The organism is Siminovitchia terrae, from assembly GCF_003605405.2.
GTDB classification, from domain to species: domain Bacteria; phylum Bacillota; class Bacilli; order Bacillales; family Bacillaceae_C; genus Siminovitchia; species Siminovitchia terrae.
The window spans coordinates 23,422-40,179 of record NZ_QYTW02000023.1 but is presented as its reverse complement, the minus strand read 5'-3'; the positions used below and the strand labels follow the sequence as shown (position 1 = coordinate 40,179).

General features: G+C 42.1%; 10 protein-coding genes. All 10 read left to right on the top strand.

Going from position 1 to position 16,758, the window contains the following annotated elements:
- Window positions 1-227: 227 nt before the first annotated feature.
- The 10 genes from D5F11_RS18835 to D5F11_RS18790 all read left to right on the top strand — a co-directional run bounded on the left by D5F11_RS18835 (window position 228) and on the right by D5F11_RS18790 (window position 15,584).
- Entirely contained in the window at window positions 228-1,271 is a 1,044-nt protein-coding gene (locus tag D5F11_RS18835) for an aromatic ring-hydroxylating oxygenase subunit alpha (protein ID WP_120115644.1), read from the top strand.
- A 142-nt stretch (window positions 1,272-1,413) separates the two neighbouring features.
- Entirely contained in the window at window positions 1,414-2,589 is a 1,176-nt protein-coding gene (locus D5F11_RS18830) for a Glu/Leu/Phe/Val family dehydrogenase (protein ID WP_120115645.1), read from the top strand.
- A gap of 484 nt (window positions 2,590-3,073) precedes the next feature.
- Entirely contained in the window at window positions 3,074-4,492 is a 1,419-nt protein-coding gene (locus tag D5F11_RS18825) for an amino acid permease (protein ID WP_120115646.1), read from the top strand.
- Window positions 4,493-4,944: 452 nt separating this feature from the next.
- Entirely contained in the window at window positions 4,945-5,994 is a 1,050-nt protein-coding gene (locus D5F11_RS18820) for an aromatic ring-hydroxylating oxygenase subunit alpha (RefSeq protein WP_120115647.1), read from the top strand.
- A 292-nt stretch (window positions 5,995-6,286) separates the two neighbouring features.
- Entirely contained in the window at window positions 6,287-7,957 is a 1,671-nt protein-coding gene (locus D5F11_RS18815) for a thiamine pyrophosphate-binding protein (RefSeq protein WP_120115648.1), read from the top strand.
- Window positions 7,958-8,179: 222 nt separating this feature from the next.
- Window positions 8,180-9,652, top strand: coding sequence for an aldehyde dehydrogenase family protein (locus tag D5F11_RS18810; protein WP_120115649.1), 1,473 nt, complete (start codon window positions 8,180-8,182; stop codon window positions 9,650-9,652).
- Window positions 9,653-9,993: 341 nt separating this feature from the next.
- Complete coding sequence (locus tag D5F11_RS18805; RefSeq protein WP_120115650.1) at window positions 9,994-10,290, top strand: hypothetical protein; 297 nt, start codon at window positions 9,994-9,996, stop codon at window positions 10,288-10,290.
- Between the two features lie 179 nt (window positions 10,291-10,469).
- Entirely contained in the window at window positions 10,470-10,670 is a 201-nt protein-coding gene (locus D5F11_RS18800; RefSeq protein ID WP_120115651.1) for a DUF3311 domain-containing protein, read from the top strand.
- Window positions 10,667-12,154 carry a sodium:solute symporter family protein gene (locus D5F11_RS18795; protein ID WP_120115652.1) on the top strand — a complete coding sequence of 496 codons (1,488 nt, stop codon included), beginning with the start codon at window positions 10,667-10,669 and terminating at the stop codon, window positions 12,152-12,154. Before D5F11_RS18800 ends, D5F11_RS18795 begins: the two co-directional genes overlap by 4 nt.
- A gap of 1,504 nt (window positions 12,155-13,658) precedes the next feature.
- Window positions 13,659-15,584 carry a sigma-54-dependent Fis family transcriptional regulator gene (locus D5F11_RS18790; protein ID WP_120115665.1) on the top strand — a complete coding sequence of 642 codons (1,926 nt, stop codon included), beginning with the start codon at window positions 13,659-13,661 and terminating at the stop codon, window positions 15,582-15,584.
- Window positions 15,585-16,758 lie beyond the last annotated feature (1,174 nt).

Here is a 16,758-nt window from a genome sequence, read left to right as displayed (position 1 = left end):
TTGATCAGATCTGTGTATGATCAAACTCGGCAAAGGAATATCCTGCATGGCACCAACAACATAAGAATCGAACCAAGCGAGTGCAAGTGCACTCTATGAATGCAAATGCACTCGCTTTCATTTTTAAAACCTTATACCTATAAGCTTTTACCTAATAAAAAAGTTGGTACGATTATTGCAATAATATATTTACAAGAAGTATTGGATGAGAAGGGAGTTTAAAAAAAATGGCTACAACGACACACACATTGGAATACACTCTTCCATATAAAAATTATGTTGATCCGCAAATTTTTGAAGATGAAAAGAAACAGATTTTCCAAAAGAGTTGGATTTTGGCCGGCCATACAAGTCAGGTTGAAAAAGTCGGAGATTTTTTCACTTTTGATATCGCTGATCAGCCTTTGATCATCAGCAGAGATAAAAATAATGAAATTAATGCTTTTTACAACATCTGCCCTCACAGGGGATCAAAAGTTGAAAAAAGTGAGTCCGGAAATAAAAGGGTTTTCATGTGCCAATACCATGGCTGGACATTCCAACTGGACGGCAAACTGAATAAAGCGCCAAACTTTCCTACAAATGAACTCGGCAAACATAGCTGCATGACGAAGGTGAGCCTTGAAATCTTTAAAGGCCTGATTTTTATCAACTTGGATCCAGAGGCGAAGCCGCTGGCAGAAACTTATGGTAAACTCATGGACAATATGGCGAAGTACGATTTCCTCGATTCTTTGAAAAAAGTGCGTGTAACAACCAGGGTCATAGATGCTAACTGGAAAGCGGTTGTTGACAACTATTTGGAATGCGACCATTGTAAGATTGCGCACCCTGAGTTTTCAAAGACTTTCGATATGAAAAATTATTATATTGATCTTCATGATAATTTTTCATGTCAGTATTCAAAAATGACCAGCAAATCGGATGAAGAGCGCGAAGAGCATGCGAATTTCTATTGGGTATGGCCAAACTTGATGGTGAGCATTTATCCTGGTGAAGACGGTAACATGACGACAAGCCAGATCATTCCGCTTGCCCCAGATAAATCGCTGGCCATTTACAGCTACTATTTTAAATCTGACGAAATCTCTGAGGAGCAGGAAGAACTGATCAGATTCGTTGATCAGGTACGCCTGGAAGATTTCGATCTCGTTGAATTATTGCAAAAAGGTTTTGATACACAGGCATTTGAACACGGAATCTATTCTCCGACAGAATATGCCATCAAGTATTTCCATCAGCGTTATAGAGAGGAAATGAAAGTGGATTAAACCTGCGACGGGACTCCTTCTATATGGAAGGAGTCTTATATATCATTGAATTATGTTATATTCGTATAGCAATTAAGCAAAGGATATTTGAAAACATCAATCGATACATCTTAAAAAGTAATACAGCTTAGGAGGAGTTAAAATGACTAAACCGTATTTGGTTGTTGAGTGGAACGATACAGAAACAGATGCACAAGGCTGGATGGTTGTCCATAATTTTGTAAAAGGATATACAGGCGGCGGTACGAGAATGCATCCATCAGTCACAAAAGAAGAAGTCGAGAGACTTGCCGAAGCAATGGCTTATAAATATGTAGCAAGCGAGTCTGAAACTACCGGAGGTTGTAAGGCCGGAATTTCTTATGATTACAAAGCTCCTGATGCGTACGACGTTTTAAAAAGATTCATGGCCGCCATGATGCCTTATATTGACAACGGAGTGTCCCTTGGAGCCGATTTGGGAACAAAATATGAGCACGTACTTGAAATTTTCCATGAATATGGCGTGGATATCCCTCTTACACAGTCCATGAAAAAAGATCCGGCTGTCTTGAAAGGGATCAAGGATTATGATGATCTGCTGGCGAAAAGAATCGACGGCTTGCTTGTAAACGATGTCGTTACTGGGTATGGCGTTGCTTTTTCAGCGGACGAAGCCTGGAAGTTCAAGAATGGACAAGACGGAGCGAAGGTTGTCATCCAGGGATTCGGATGTGTCGGCGCGAGCTGCGCTTTGAAGTTGTCCCAGCTCGGATATAAAATTGTCGGGGTTTCCGATGCAAACTTGCTTGTTACATGTGAAGACGGACTGGATGTCCAAAAGCTTATCGATCATAAAAATGTGTATGGTGAAATGGACGAAGAATTCTTCGAATCTAACTATGAAGTTAGATCGAATACAGAATGGCTCGATGTCGATTGCGACATTTTAATCCCTTGTGCTTTGGAAGACGTCATTAACGGATCTAATGCAGATAAGGTGAATGCGAGCTTGGTCGTAGAAGCGGCGAACATTCCGATTTCCGCCGAGGGGGATAAAATCGTTAAGGAAAAAGGCCTCGATATCGTCAATGATTTTGTTGCAAACCTTGGAGCAATCCGGGCTTACGATGCAGTTATTTTCGGACTAGTAGAGGCGGAGCCGCAAGCTGTCATCGATGATATTGAAAGACTGTGCAGGAAAAATGTGTTCCGCTTGTTCAGTGAAGCGAGGGAACAAAGCAGATATCAAAGAGATGTCGCTTATGAAATTTTCAAACCTGAAAAAAGCGACTTAATAGAATATACGGCGCCAATTCCAACGGTTCCTGTCAAGTAAAAACGGTGTTATTACAGAGAACGTCAGGCGGAGGATTTACTTGAACTTCCGCCGTCCGGTTGTTCTTTAGACGGTATTTTATAAAAGCTAAAGAAAGCATAAAATTAGACAGAATCTTCTATTCGAACGAGGATTTGGTATGTCTAGCTCCGACGGACAGGAGGTCCTAGTGCCGAAGGAGCCACAGGACGTGGCGCATTAAGTCGGCCAGACGCCATCGGCTCGAGGTCAAAAGGAGCACGGAAGCTTATTCAGGAGGATTGTCTCCTTCGTCATAGCATTTTCGAGGAAGCCTTGTTCAGCTCGTCGCAAAGCTGCATGAGCATATTCAAGGGTTTCTCACGATGTAATTATGTAAGCAGCTTTGCTGTGGTGGCTGAAAAGCTGCCTCATCAAAATTCGTCTTGTGCTTGTCGCCGATAAGCGGGCGCCTTGCACTTTTCTTAAAGAAAGCGCTATTAATAAAGAAATGGGGGGAAATTGAATGCAAGAGAATCAGCCTAAAGAACTAAGACGTTCAATGAAAAGCAGACATTTATTTATGATGTCTATAGGTGGAGTAATCGGAACAGGACTTTTCCTTGGGTCGGGTTATGCAATTGGAGAGGCAGGCCCTGCCGGGGCAATTTCCGCTTATTTGTTTGGCGGCTTGGTTATGTATTTAGTCATGGTCTGTCTTGGAGAATTGTCGGTCATCATGCCAGTTTCCGGCTCGTTTCAGGCCCATGCAGAAAAGTTTATCGGTCCTGCTACCGGATTTATGATCGGTTGGACGTACTGGTTGAGCTGGGCGATTTATGTCGGACTTGAATTTATCGCGGCCGGTCTTCTTATGGCTAGGTGGTTCCCGGATGTGCCAGTATGGGTTTGGTGTACAACTTTTGCTTTGCTCTTGTTCGGTATCAATGCTTTGACTACGAGAAGCTTCGCCGAAACGGAATACTGGTTCTCGGCTATTAAAGTTGTTGCAGTACTCTTTTTCATCGTCGTTGGAGGAGCTGCAATTTTTGGAGTTGTTCCTATAAAAGGAGAATCCGCACCGTTCCTATCGAACTTTTTCAGTGATGGATTATTTCCAACAGGCTTCACAGGCGTCTTTGTATCGATGATGACGGTCGTGTATGCATTCATGGGCTCGGAGATCATGGGTGTTGCAGCAGGTGAGACAGAAGAACCTGAAAAGAATATCCCAAAAGCAATCAGAAGTATCATCATCCGTATTTTGGTTTTCTATGTATTAGCAACTTTTGTTTTATCAGCGATTGTGCCATGGAAAGAAGCGGGAGTGCTTGAAAGCCCATTTGTAACCGTATTCGATATGATCGGTATTCCATATGCCGCAGATATTATGAACTTTGTTATCTTAACAGCTATTCTTTCAGTAGGAAATACAGGGTTGTTCGCCTGTACGAGAATCCTTTTTTCACTTTCCCAAAGCGGACATGCTCCTCGAGTATTTGCTAATGTGAATAAGCGCGGAGTACCAATGAAAGCGCTGCTCGTCACTTTGGCCTTCGCATTGTTGTCGTTGCTTACAAGTGTCGTCGCAGAAGAAACATTGTTTGTCGTGCTTCTGGCAATCAGCGGTGTGGGCGGAGTCGTTACATGGATGGCGATTGCGTGGGCGCAGTATAGATTCCGTAAAGGCTATATTGCAAGCGGTGGAAAATTGGAAGATCTAAAGTTTAAAGTCCCATTTTTTCCAATTGTCCCATTTCTTTGTCTGATCATGTGCGTAGGTATTGTTGTATTCACGGCCTTCGATCCGGCACAGCGCACATCGCTCTATATCGGATTCGGATTCGTTGTCGCTTGTTACGTCTTTTACCATTTTAAATTCGGTAGAAATAAAGGCAGCGCACCAGCTCTGACAGATGAACAGCCTGAAAAAATAGTTCAATAAAATAGATTTCGAGTAGTTGTGTATGCTTTCCAGTGAATGAAAACGATATCTTCGAGCGGGTGAAAAACGGCTGGCCTGAGGGTCAGCTGCTTTTTTATATTAGTGACTGTATGTGAGGAGTATTAAAATTGGAGAGAATTTTCGAAAGTGGATGAGTGTTTTTTCAAATTGATGAGTAGTTAGGTAAGCTTGCGAGCATTTTTTAAAGTGGAAGTAATTCAGTAAAGTCATGAGTATATATTCCAGAAGGGATTTGCACAAAGAGCAAATTATATCGTGACAGGTACAAGTGAGTTTTAATACACACTCTGTGAGTATAATCGTACTCATATTTTTTTATAAAGCTCGTAATTATCACTTTCTAGCTTCCTGAAAAATTGGCATGTAAATTGCATTGAAATAATAAAGCAGTATTTCTTACAAGTAAGGTTGTTAGAAAGGAGAAGGACATCATGGGTCAAACAGAAACTGGACATTCTTTGGAATTTACACTTCCATACAATCGCTATGTCGATTCTGATGTTTTTGCAGAGGAGAAGGAAAAAATTTTTCATAACAGCTGGATTTTGGCCGGGCATACAAGTCAGGTCAAAAATGTCGGGGATTTCTTCACTTTTGATATCGCAGACCAACCTTTGATTATCAGTAGGGATAAAAATAATGAAATCAACGCTGTTTATAATATTTGCCCACACCGTGGCTCGAAAGTGGAAAAAAGTGTATCCGGAAATAAAAGGGTTTTCATGTGTCAATACCACGGATGGACGTTCCAGCTGGACGGCAAGCTGAATAAAGCTCCAAACTTTCCTACAAATGAACTTGGCAAGCATAGTTGCATGACTAAAGTGAGCCTTGAAGTTTATAAAGGTATGATTTTTATCAACTTGAATCCGAAGGCCGAGCCGATGGCCGAATCGTATGGCGAATTGATGGAAAGCCTGGAGAAGTACACTTTCCTTGATTCTTTGAAAAAGATTCGGGTTAAAGAAAGAGTGATTGACGCTAATTGGAAAGCGGTTGTTGACAATTATTTGGAGTGTGACCATTGCAAGATTGCGCATCCGGAGTTTTCAAAAACGTTTGATATGAAAAACTATCATATCGATCTTCATGATAATTTTTCCTGCCAATACTCCAAGATGACCAAAAAAGCGGACGAAGAACAGGAAGAGCACGCCAATTTTTATTGGGTGTGGCCGAACCTGATGATTAGTATTTATCCAGGTGAAAATGGAAATATGACGACAAGTCAAATCTTGCCGCTCGCTCCTGACAAATCATTGGCCATCTATAGTTATTATTTTAAAGATGACCATATTATTGAAGAACAGGAAGAGCTGATCCGTTTCGTGGATCAGGTCAGGGAAGAGGACTTCGGCTTAGTGGAATTTTTACAAAATGGCTTTAACACGAAAGCATTTAACCGCGGCGTCTATTCGCCAAAGGAATATGCGATCAAGTATTTTCACAAGCGCTACCTGGAAGAAATGCAGGACGTTTGAAAAAAAGGTGGACAGAGTTTCTACTCGCCCGGCATTTCATATTCCTGATATTTTGTGAAAAAATGTGATAGTGTGGGATTCGGGGACATTGATTGTGCCATGGCATTGGATACTTGTGAGAAAAGGTGTATCGGAAATATCGTGTATAAACAAAATTCCCGCGGATATGTAGGAAACTCAGGGACATTGAATACGCGCGGCACTAGAAAATACCTTAGATAAAAAAATACTCTCCTCATACAAGGAGTGCATTTTTACTATAGAAATTAAAGACATTCAGGGAGGATTTACAATGAGTAAACATACAGAATATACAGTTGCAGATGCGATCGTAGAGGAATTGGTTGCGGAAGGTGTCGAGGTTATTTTTGGAATCGTAAGTATTCATAATATGCCAATCTATGATGCAATGCTTCGTGATGGAAGAATCCGCATGGCCACTGCTCGCGGTGAAAGTGGTGCGGTTAATATGGCTGATGCTTACTCACGTGCGACTGGCAAGATTGGCGTTGTGCTGACAAGTACAGGAGCAGGTGCAGGAAATGGCGCAGGTTCATTGACTGAAACATGGAATTCCGGAACTCCGCTTCTTCACATTACAGGAGAAGCAGATTCAAGCTATATTGGAACGGACCAACGTTACATCCACGAATGTAGAGACCAGTTGAAAATGATGGAAGGCGCAAACAAAGCTGCTTATCTTCTGAAGCTTCCGAAATTGATCACACCATTTATGCAAAAAGCAATCAAAGAAGCGAAGACTGTTCCAACAGGACCTGTCACAGTTCAAATCCCGACGAACTACCAAGCGACAATCATTCCGAAAAACAACTTAGTTGCCGTGCAAGCTGAACAAGATACAGAAGTGAAAATCGACCTTCCGGCTGAGGTGATTGAAAAAATCGCTGCTGCAAAAAGACCGATTATCTGGGCAGGAGATGGAGTTATACATTCAGGTGCATCTGAAGAGCTCTTGGCTTTGGTGGAAAAAACCCAGCCTGCTGTCGTGACTAGCGAATCCGCAAAAGGTTCCATCCCTGAAGAACATCCGCTTTGCATCGGAAACTTCGCGTGGTTCCCTCGATTTGAAGAGCTTTTGAGCAAGTCTGATTTGCTGATCAGCATCGGCGTCCGTTTCCGTGGCGGTGAAACAAATGGCTGGACATCTCCGGTGCCTGAAAATCACATCAATATCGACTTGAATCCAAATGCGTTCAACCGCAACTTCGATACGCTTTACGGTTTGGTCGGCGATGCGAAAGCAGTGTTAAAAGAACTCAACAAAGCGTTGGCTGACAAGGAGATCACTCCTGATGCAGCTTATGTGGAAGAAGTAAAAGCTGTACGCGAAGGTGTTCGCGAAGACCTTTGCAGCACAATTGAGCCATATGGAGATCTTGCGGCAATCATGAATGAGCAGTTTCCTGAAAACACAGTTTTGGTGACTGACGTTACAATCCCTGGATACACTTGGGCAAACAAATTGGTTGACGTTCACGAGCCAAGAAATTACCTCTACATGACTGGCGGCGGTATTGGACAAGGCTTGCCAATGGCCATCGGTGCCAAAGTCGGCCAACCGGAAAAACCTGTTGTTCTCGTTGCTGGTGACGGTGGATTCATGGTAAATGCAGGTGAGATGATCACTGCTGTTCAAGAAAATGCACCAATCGTTGTTCTCTTGTTCGACGATGGCGGCTACGGAATCTTAAAATACTACCAAGAAGCAGCTTATGGCAGACAAACAGCTGTTGATTTAGTAAACCCTGACTTCGTCATGATGGCAAAATCTATGGGCTTTGATTCTGAAAAAGTTACTACAGTTGAAGAGTTTGAAAAAGGTTTGGCAAATGCGCTTGAAAGCAAAAAGCCATATATGGTTGTTGTAGACGTAGAAGCAATTGGAATCCTTCATTATAAAGATTCCGATGACTATATCCGTTCTTTCCGTCCGCACAACTAATACTAAAAGTACGGGCAAATCTCACAACTGATAAGAAGCATTTTAAAAAAACATCATATTGGCGGCTGTATGGGGATTTTAAAACCGCGTATGGCTGCCGGTTTGTTTTATGGTTGTGTGGTTAAAAAAATTTAACCACAATGCAAAATTAAGTATCAATTTCCGAATGGAATCTTTACAAAATGCAGTTCAATCAGCTCAAAACGGGGAGGCATCAAGGTTATGACAAAGGAATTGAAATTATATATCAACGGGGAATGGGTGGATTCAAGCAACCCGGAAACGCAGGATATCCTAAATCCTGCCAACCAGGAAGTCATTGCCAAGGCCCCGAAAGCAACAAAAGAAGAGACTGAAGAAGCAATCAAGGCTGCAAAAGCAGCTTTCGAAAGCGGCGTATGGGCAGGGCGCACGCCGCAGGAAAGAGCAAAAGTTTTACTGCAAATCGCTGATAAAATGGAAGAAAATCTTGAGGAGCTTGCTGACCTCGAAACAATGAACAACGGTAAGACCAAAAGAGAGGCACTTTCAGATGCGGAAGAATCAGTTAACACATTCCGCTACTACGCGGCTCTGTTGAATAATCCAAACGGCGTAACGTATGAAGCTGCGGAAGATATACAGACGATGATTGTCAAGGAGCCGATGGGCGTTGCAGGGTTAATCGTTCCTTGGAACTTTCCGCTGTTGATGAGTGTCTGGAAAATTGCTCCGGCGTTGGCAACGGGAAATTCCATTGTGTTGAAGCCGGCTGAAATTACACCTATGACTGCTGTCAAAGTGTTTGAACTGATTGACGAGTCCGATTTGCCAAAAGGCGTGGCCAATCTCTTGATGGGATCCGGTTCAGTAGTCGGCCAAACGATTGCCGAAAGCCATGATGTGGACGTTGTTTCCTTTACTGGAAGCACTGGCGTTGGTCGTGGCATTATGCAGGCGGCGACAGGCAATCTTAAAAAAGTGAACCTTGAACTCGGAGGAAAATCTCCAAATATCATTTTTGAAGATGCCGATCTTGAAACAGCTGTCGACTATGCACTGTTTGGAATTTTCATGGGATCAGGCCAAGTCTGTTCCTCCGGAAGCCGAGTTCTTGTCCAAGATAGCATCTATGACGAATTTGTTGAAAAATATGTGGCAAGGGCGAAAGACATCAAAGTTGGTCCAGGAAATGCTGAGGGGTCACAAATGGGTGCCATCGTCAGTGGAAAACACATGGAGAGCATCCTGGAATATATCCAGATCGGAAAAGAAGAAGGGGCAAACCTCGCATTGGGTGGCAGCCGCATCGAGCGGAATGGGATGGAAAAAGGCTTCTTTATTGAGCCGACTGTTTTCACAAACGTATCAAGCGACATGCGAATCGTCCGCGAAGAAATTTTCGGGCCAGTCGTGGCCATTCAAAGGTTTAAGGATGAAGAAGAAGCCATCAGGATCGCGAATGATACAGAGTTCGGGCTTGCGGGCGCTGTCTTCTCTAAAGACCACAACAAAGCTATGCGTGTCATTAAGAAAGTTCGTGCGGGAATCACTTGGGTGAACGCATACCACTTGACGAATGTTCAGGCTCCGTGGGGAGGCTACAAAACGAGCGGAATCGGTCGAAGTATCAGCACAAATGCATTGGAAGAATATCAAGAGACAAAACAAATCAATATCAACATGGATCCTAAACCGATTCAATTTTTTGATTAATGGGAGCCGGCCCTTGGGGGCCGGCTTTTATTGTTGGTAGGGAAGCGCCAGTCTGGTTTGGGTGCTGTTGGTACAAACGGTCCGTGAAGTGCCCTCGGGAAGGCTGAGCTGCCCGGGCGTTCCAACTTTCTTATAAGTCTCCATGTATAACAGCACAACTGACCAGCCAAAGGTAGAGGATCACGTCAAATGAGTTCAAATACACTCTATGAGTATCAGGGCACTCATTTTCCTTTTTGAAAACGCAATATTATAGGGTTTTAAATATGAGAAAGTTGGTACCATTCTTGCAATAAATAATAATGAATGTGCACAATGATTAAAAAAGAAAGGGGCGAGTGATGAAATTTAATTTCATTCAGCAGAAGTCTCCCACTTCTGTAAGTGGTGAGATGAATGCCTATTGGTATTTCATTCAGTGGGGGTTCAAACCCCGGTTGAATAAAGTTAAAGCCTCCGGCGGATGCCACAGATTTTCAGAGGAAGCTTATCGAGCGGAGCTCGATAAAATCTGGGCGCAAATACGCCAAAGCGCATTTGATTTTAGGGAAATGCTGATTATTAAGGTGCGGGCATGGTATTACAAACGAAGTAAAAGAAGGGATTGGGTTGGTTGCATAGCTATTTCCCTAAAGTGATCCTCTTAGTTCAGCGTTTGTTGCGTTATTAAATGTTTTAGAACGATTTATAACGAACGTAACTTAAAATTGAAAGCGCTGTATCGGTAAACAGATGGCTGGAAAAATGAATCATCTAGTTAGGTGCATATATCTATCTAAAAACAGTGAAAGTATCATTTAATCAGGAGGCGCAGCAAATGAAAAAGAGAATCTGGTTATACATTTTTAGTTTGATACCAGCCATAGGAAGTTTATCTGTAGTTAATAAAATTGAGCCATATGTCCTTGGCTTGCCTTTTGTGTTGTTTTGGCTGCTAATGTGGGTGGTTCTCACTTCCCTGTTTTTGTATATTGTTAACATCCTCGATACGGAAAATGAAGGGGAGGATGACATTTGAATATTTCATTGGCAATCACATTTGGTATTATGGCATTGGCCTGTTATTTAGGGATTCGCGCGCGCAAAGGCAAGAATATGGACATGGAGCAATGGGCTGTAGGCGGAAGAAGCTTTGGTCCGGTTATCGTATTTTTCCTGCTTGCTGGTGAAATGTTTACGACATTCACTTTTTTAGGAGCAAGCGGAATGGCTTATGGGGTTGGAATGCCTGCTGTTTACGCTTTTAACTGTTTTTATTTTGTTATTGCTTATTGGCTCCTGCCCCCAATCTGGAGATACGCCAAGAAAAACAACGTCTTGTCGCAATCTGATTTTTACGTGAAAAAATACGATAGTGTTGGTCTCGGTGTTGTTGTTGCAGTAATTGGTGTCATCGCATCGGTTTCATATCTCGTTATGCAATTTGTCGGGCTAGGAATCATTGTATCGTCATCTTCCTACGGGGCCATTTCCTCTGGATTGGCTGTTATTATCAGCGGAGTGGTTGTCACTATTTATGTAACTGTTTCAGGTATGCATGGATCTGCATGGACTGCAATTATGAAGGATATCTTACTTTTGGCAGTTATGGTGTTTATGGGCTTTTATCTCCCCTTCCATTACTATGGAGGGTTCGAGCCGATGTTCAAGGCGATCGAAAATGCGCATCCGGAAATGTTGCTTTTCCCGACTGAGGGGTTGAGCATTACATGGTTTGTTACCACAAGTATTATGTTGGCTGTATCTTTTTACTTATTCCCTCATATGCAGGCTGGGATTTTTTCATCGAAGAGTGCTAAGGCAATACGATGGAATGCTGCCAGTATGCCCTTATACCAACTGATTATTGTGTTTTCTATTATCATTGGATTTTCTGCCATTTTGCAGGTCCCGGGGTTGGATGATGCAGATATGTCATTATTCAAGCTTGCCCAATCAGCATTCCCACCATGGTTTGTCGGTGTTATTGGAGCCGCAGGGGCGTTGGCAGCCCTCGTTCCAAGTTCAATCGTATTACTGTCATCGGCAACACTTATGTCTAAAAATATTTATAAAGTTTGGAAGCCCAAAACGACAGACAAACAGATCGGACAATTGAGCCGTGCCCTCGTTCCGCTAATGGTCGTCTTCGCAGTATTTTTTGCTTTGAATGAATCCAAATTAATCGGATTAATCTATATCATGGCCTATAGCATCATCATTCAGTTATTCCCTGCGCTATTCTTCAGCTTGTTGAAAAAGAACCCGGTCAATAAAATTGGTGCTTTAGCTGGGATGATTGTTGGGCTTATCCTTGTTATTTGTTCAACCGTCACTAATACAACCATGGCATCATTATTCCCTAACTCACCATCAATCATTAGGGATTTTGATATGGGCCTTGTCATTATGATCATAAATTTTGTTATCACATATGTTGTTGGAGCAGCTACCAATAGGGCTGTAAAAAGTGAAGGCGAGGCTGTTGAAAATATGGATTTGCATCACAGGAAGGCAAATTAAGAGTGTGAAAAGGACGGAACTCTGAATGTTTAGTGTAGTTTTTTGAAAGGAAATATGGCCGGTAGAGGCTGGATTTTAGGGAATTTTGAAAAAACTGGTGCTAATATTAGACTCGGCGTTGCTCTGCATCACTTCACAGGGCAACGCCGAGTGATTCTATTTTACTTAAGTATCTTATGTAAAATACTCAATTTCCCCCCTTTATAACGCGCTTTTCCTCACCAAAGCTTTGTAAAGTTAACATTTCCAATGTTGTTATTTTCCATATCTTTAAGCATTGCCTCTGCTTTCGGTTTTGCGTCTGTCTTCAATTATTCGCTTTTTCAGAGACTTCTACCTTATCTCCTTCTGGTTTCCAGCGCCCACACAACCAGCGAGCAAATTACCTATTATCAGTATCTGCGTGAAATACTCATTATTCATTTTCTTCTCTCTTTTTCTATAAACATTTATTCTACCGATAATAAACAATAATTCCATTATTTACCACTTTTTTTGTATATATTAGTTTCTAAATTTAGACACGTCTGAAAAACAAAAGACTCATTTTAGTGGACGGATAGGTAATAGCTTGTCCAAATCCATTATAAAGAGGGGACTGTTCACGCCATTTGGTAAATGGGTTAAGCCCATCGAGGACCAACTATTTGGCGATGGAGCTTTTCAAGCCCCATAAGATCTGTATAAAAAGAAACTGACTACCAGGTATTTGCTTTTGTTCCTGTATGCCCAGTTACAAAAACGCGAGGGGGTAAGAGCTATCAGTGATGATGTCTTTAAAGGAATAGCCAGGGCCAAAGAATTTGTTAATGATAAAAAGAGAAAAGTCACTACGGCCATACTTAACAAGATAAAAATAACTACTTGTGGGAAAACAGTCATGAAACTGGGTTTTGAAGCTTCTAACCAGTAATCAGACCCTAAAAAAGCGTCTTCAAAAAGAAGTTTTAGAATGGTTCCTCCAGCATTGTAAAAAGTAATCCCAACTATTACTGCAAATATCCCGATTGAAATCAATCCATTTGGTGGAAAATGTGGGATGGATGTCTCAAATGGTGAAGAAAGTAACTCCAAAATGTTTTCGGTGTTTCTTTAATTTTTTCCACATGAAAATGGGGTTCTGAGAGCTGCACAGGTTTCCCTGTAAATGTTGGAGTAACTTCAGGCTCTGAGGTCGTAACTGCCTGAATGGCTGTTTTCGCAGGGGGAGGATTCTCTTCAGCAGCTATGTTGTCTATAAACATTTCCCGCAGAACTTGTCGGTTGATTGTTCATTTTCACACGATTCACATATCATTTTTCATCACCCTCTCGTTTTTTGTGGCAAAGAACTAGATTTAGCTGCAAGTACATGTGTCTTTATGTAGAACATTATGACTTAACTCCTCTTTTCACTAATAATGAAGAATAAGAGGGAGAGGTTACTTCAATTTTCCCAAAATTACATTTATAATAGAGTTATACTATAGAGTTGGGGTGAACTGGCTTGATAGACAAAAAGTTGATGGGGAAGTTGTGGGAGGATTTTGTATATCGGGGACATCTCAACAAATTAGTTAAAACAGATATTCAGGAGGCCTGGCTCCGTTCAAGGGACTATGGCGTAAATCCTCATGTTCGAAGTGCAACACAACTGCTTTCCAACGAGGAATTGGCTGAATTGCAGCAGCACAAACAAGAGCTTATATGGATTTCACTCCCGTTGATGGAGAATCTTTATTCATTTGTGAAAGGTTCCAGCTTCCTTGTCATCCTTTGTGATGAAAAGGGGCGTTTGATGAAGACACTGGGGGATGAGGAGACGCTCGAGCTGGCGAATAAAATAAAATTTATTGAAGGAGCATCCTGGAGTGAGGAGGCGATGGGAGCGAATGCTATTGGAACATGTATAGCTATGAACAGTCCTATTCAGGTGTGGGCTTCCGAGCATTATACGGAGGCTTGCCACCCATGGACATGTTCTGCCGCGCCTATATATGACTCATCAGGAAAACTTATCGGCGTTTTAAATATGTCCGGCCCAGTGGAAAAGGTGCATCCGCATACTTTGGGAATGGTTGTATCCACAGCAGCTACGATAGAAAAGCAATTGCAAATTATTGAGAAAACTCGAGGGAATGCGGTCATGAAAAGTTTGCTGGAGGCAACGACGGACACCCTTTCTGAAGGTATGATCATCATTGATACGGCAGGGAAAATTTTAAAAACGAATGAAATTTTACATCGGATTATCTGTAAAAAAGAGCACGAGCTTGTGGGCAAAGAAATCAATGAAATTTTTGACAATGGGTTTTTTCAGGAAATCGGTCCTTCAAAGGCAAATGTCATAGACCAGGAAATCAAGCTAAAAATATCCGGAAGTGAACGCCAAGCTCGGGTACTGATAACATCAAAAGGAATTTTTCAGCATAAAAAGAAAATCGGGAAGCTGCTGACCATTAAAGAAATACATAAAGTGCGGCAGATGATCAACCAGTTTTCCGGCAATCAGGCAAAGGTGACGTTTCGTGATATTGTAGGTGAAAATGAAAAGATACGTAAGGTAGAGCTTGAGGCCATTGCAGCGGCAAGGTCTGATTCGAATGTATTGCTGACGGGGGAAAGCGGGACAGGAAAGGATATTTTCGCACAGGCGATTCATAATGAAAGCGATCGGGGGTACAATCCTTTTATTGCTATTAATTGTGGAGGAATCCCGCGAGATCTGCTAGGGAGCGAACTGTTTGGGTATGAGGATGGGGCATTTACCGGTGCAAGGCGAGGCGGGACGCCGGGGAAATTTGAGCTGGGCGAGGGCGGGACTATCTTTTTGGATGAAATTGCTGAAATGTCCTTAGAAATGCAAGTGCTGTTATTAAGGGTTCTGCAAGATAAAGAGGTTGTCAGAATCGGAGGCTACAAAGTTGTTCCGGTGAATGTAAGGATCATCGCCGCTACAAATAAAAATCTACGGGAAGAAGTGGAAAAAGGAAACTTTCGTGAAGATCTATTTTTCAGGCTGAACGTCATTCCGCTCATCCTGCCTCCGTTAAGGGAACGGCGCGATGACATTCCCCGTTTGGCAGAATATTTCATAGAGAAACTTGCCATGCGAATTGGCAGGGCGCCACTTAAAGTCGAACCTTCTTTTTACGACGCTTTACAACAATATGAGTGGCCTGGAAACGTCCGTGAATTGCAAAATATATTAGAACGGGCAATCGTAAAAGGAGCTGGAAACAAACTGATGCCGAAGGATCTGCCTGCAGAATTGTTCGGTGATTCATCCTTTTTGGCAAAAGAAGAGTTGCCAATCAAAGATGAAATAAAAAAGCAGGCATTGATGCAATCGATTGAAATGTGTGAGGGAAATTACAGCAGGGCAGCCCGGCATCTGGGAATTTCCCGTAGTACCCTATACAGGCAGATGGAAAGATATGGAGTAAGATAAGGAAAGCTTCGCGGGGCGAGGCTTCTTTTTTTATGAGGAGTACTGGCGTTCGCGTGATTTCCGGATTTTGAACCAAACGTAGGCTCCGGACTTATGGTGAAAATGAAATTCGAGCATGTCCCTGATCTAGGAGTTGGGCTTGCAGGCTGAAAGTTGGTGTTCGCACAATAAACCTGGAAATCGCACGATAATTTCATATTTCGCACGAAAAATCGAAAAGTCGCACGAAAATCTCTGTTTTCGCACAATAAATCATAAAATCGCACGATCCCGGGTTTCGAACTAAATATAGTCTTCGCGTACGTGATTTAGGAACAAGCCTGTAAGGTTGAAAACAGTCTTTCGCACGATAAACCTGGAAATCGCACGATAATTTCATATTTCGCACGATAAATTGAAAAGTCGCACGAAAATCTCTGTTTTCGCACAATAAATCATAAAATCGCACGATCCCGGGTTTCGAACTAAATATAGTCTTCGCGTACGTGATTTAGGAACAAGCCTGTAAGGTTGAAAACAGTCTTTCGCACGATAAACCTGGAAATCGCACGATAATTTCATATTTCGCACGATAAATTGAAAAGTCGCACGAAAATCTCTGTTTTCGCACAATAAATCATAAAATCGCACGATCCCGGGTTTCGAACTAAATATAGTCTTCGCGTACGTGATTTAGGAANGAAAAGTCGCACGAAAATCTCTGTTTTCGCACAATAAATCATAAAATCGCACGATCCCGGGTTTCGAACTAAATATAGTCTTCGCGTACGTGATTTAGGAACAAGCCTGTAAGGTTGAAAACAGTCTTTCGCACAATAAACCTGAAAATCGCACGATAATTTCATATTTCGCACGAAAAATCGAAAAGTCGCACGAAAATCTCTGTTTTCGCACAATAAATCATAAAATCGCACGATCCCGGGTTTCGAACTAAATATAGTCTTCGCGTACGTGATTTAGGAACAAGCCTACATGGTTGAAAACAGCCGTTCGCACAATAAACCTGAAAATCGCACGATAATTTCATATTTCGCACAATAAATCATAAAATCGCACGATCCCGCGTCTCAAAAAATAAGCTTCGTATTCGCGAAGCTTCCGTCTACTTGTGTGAACTGCACGTCCAGAAGAGGAATCAATAAAAAAGAGGAGTTTAGGTGATTTTGTCGAATGG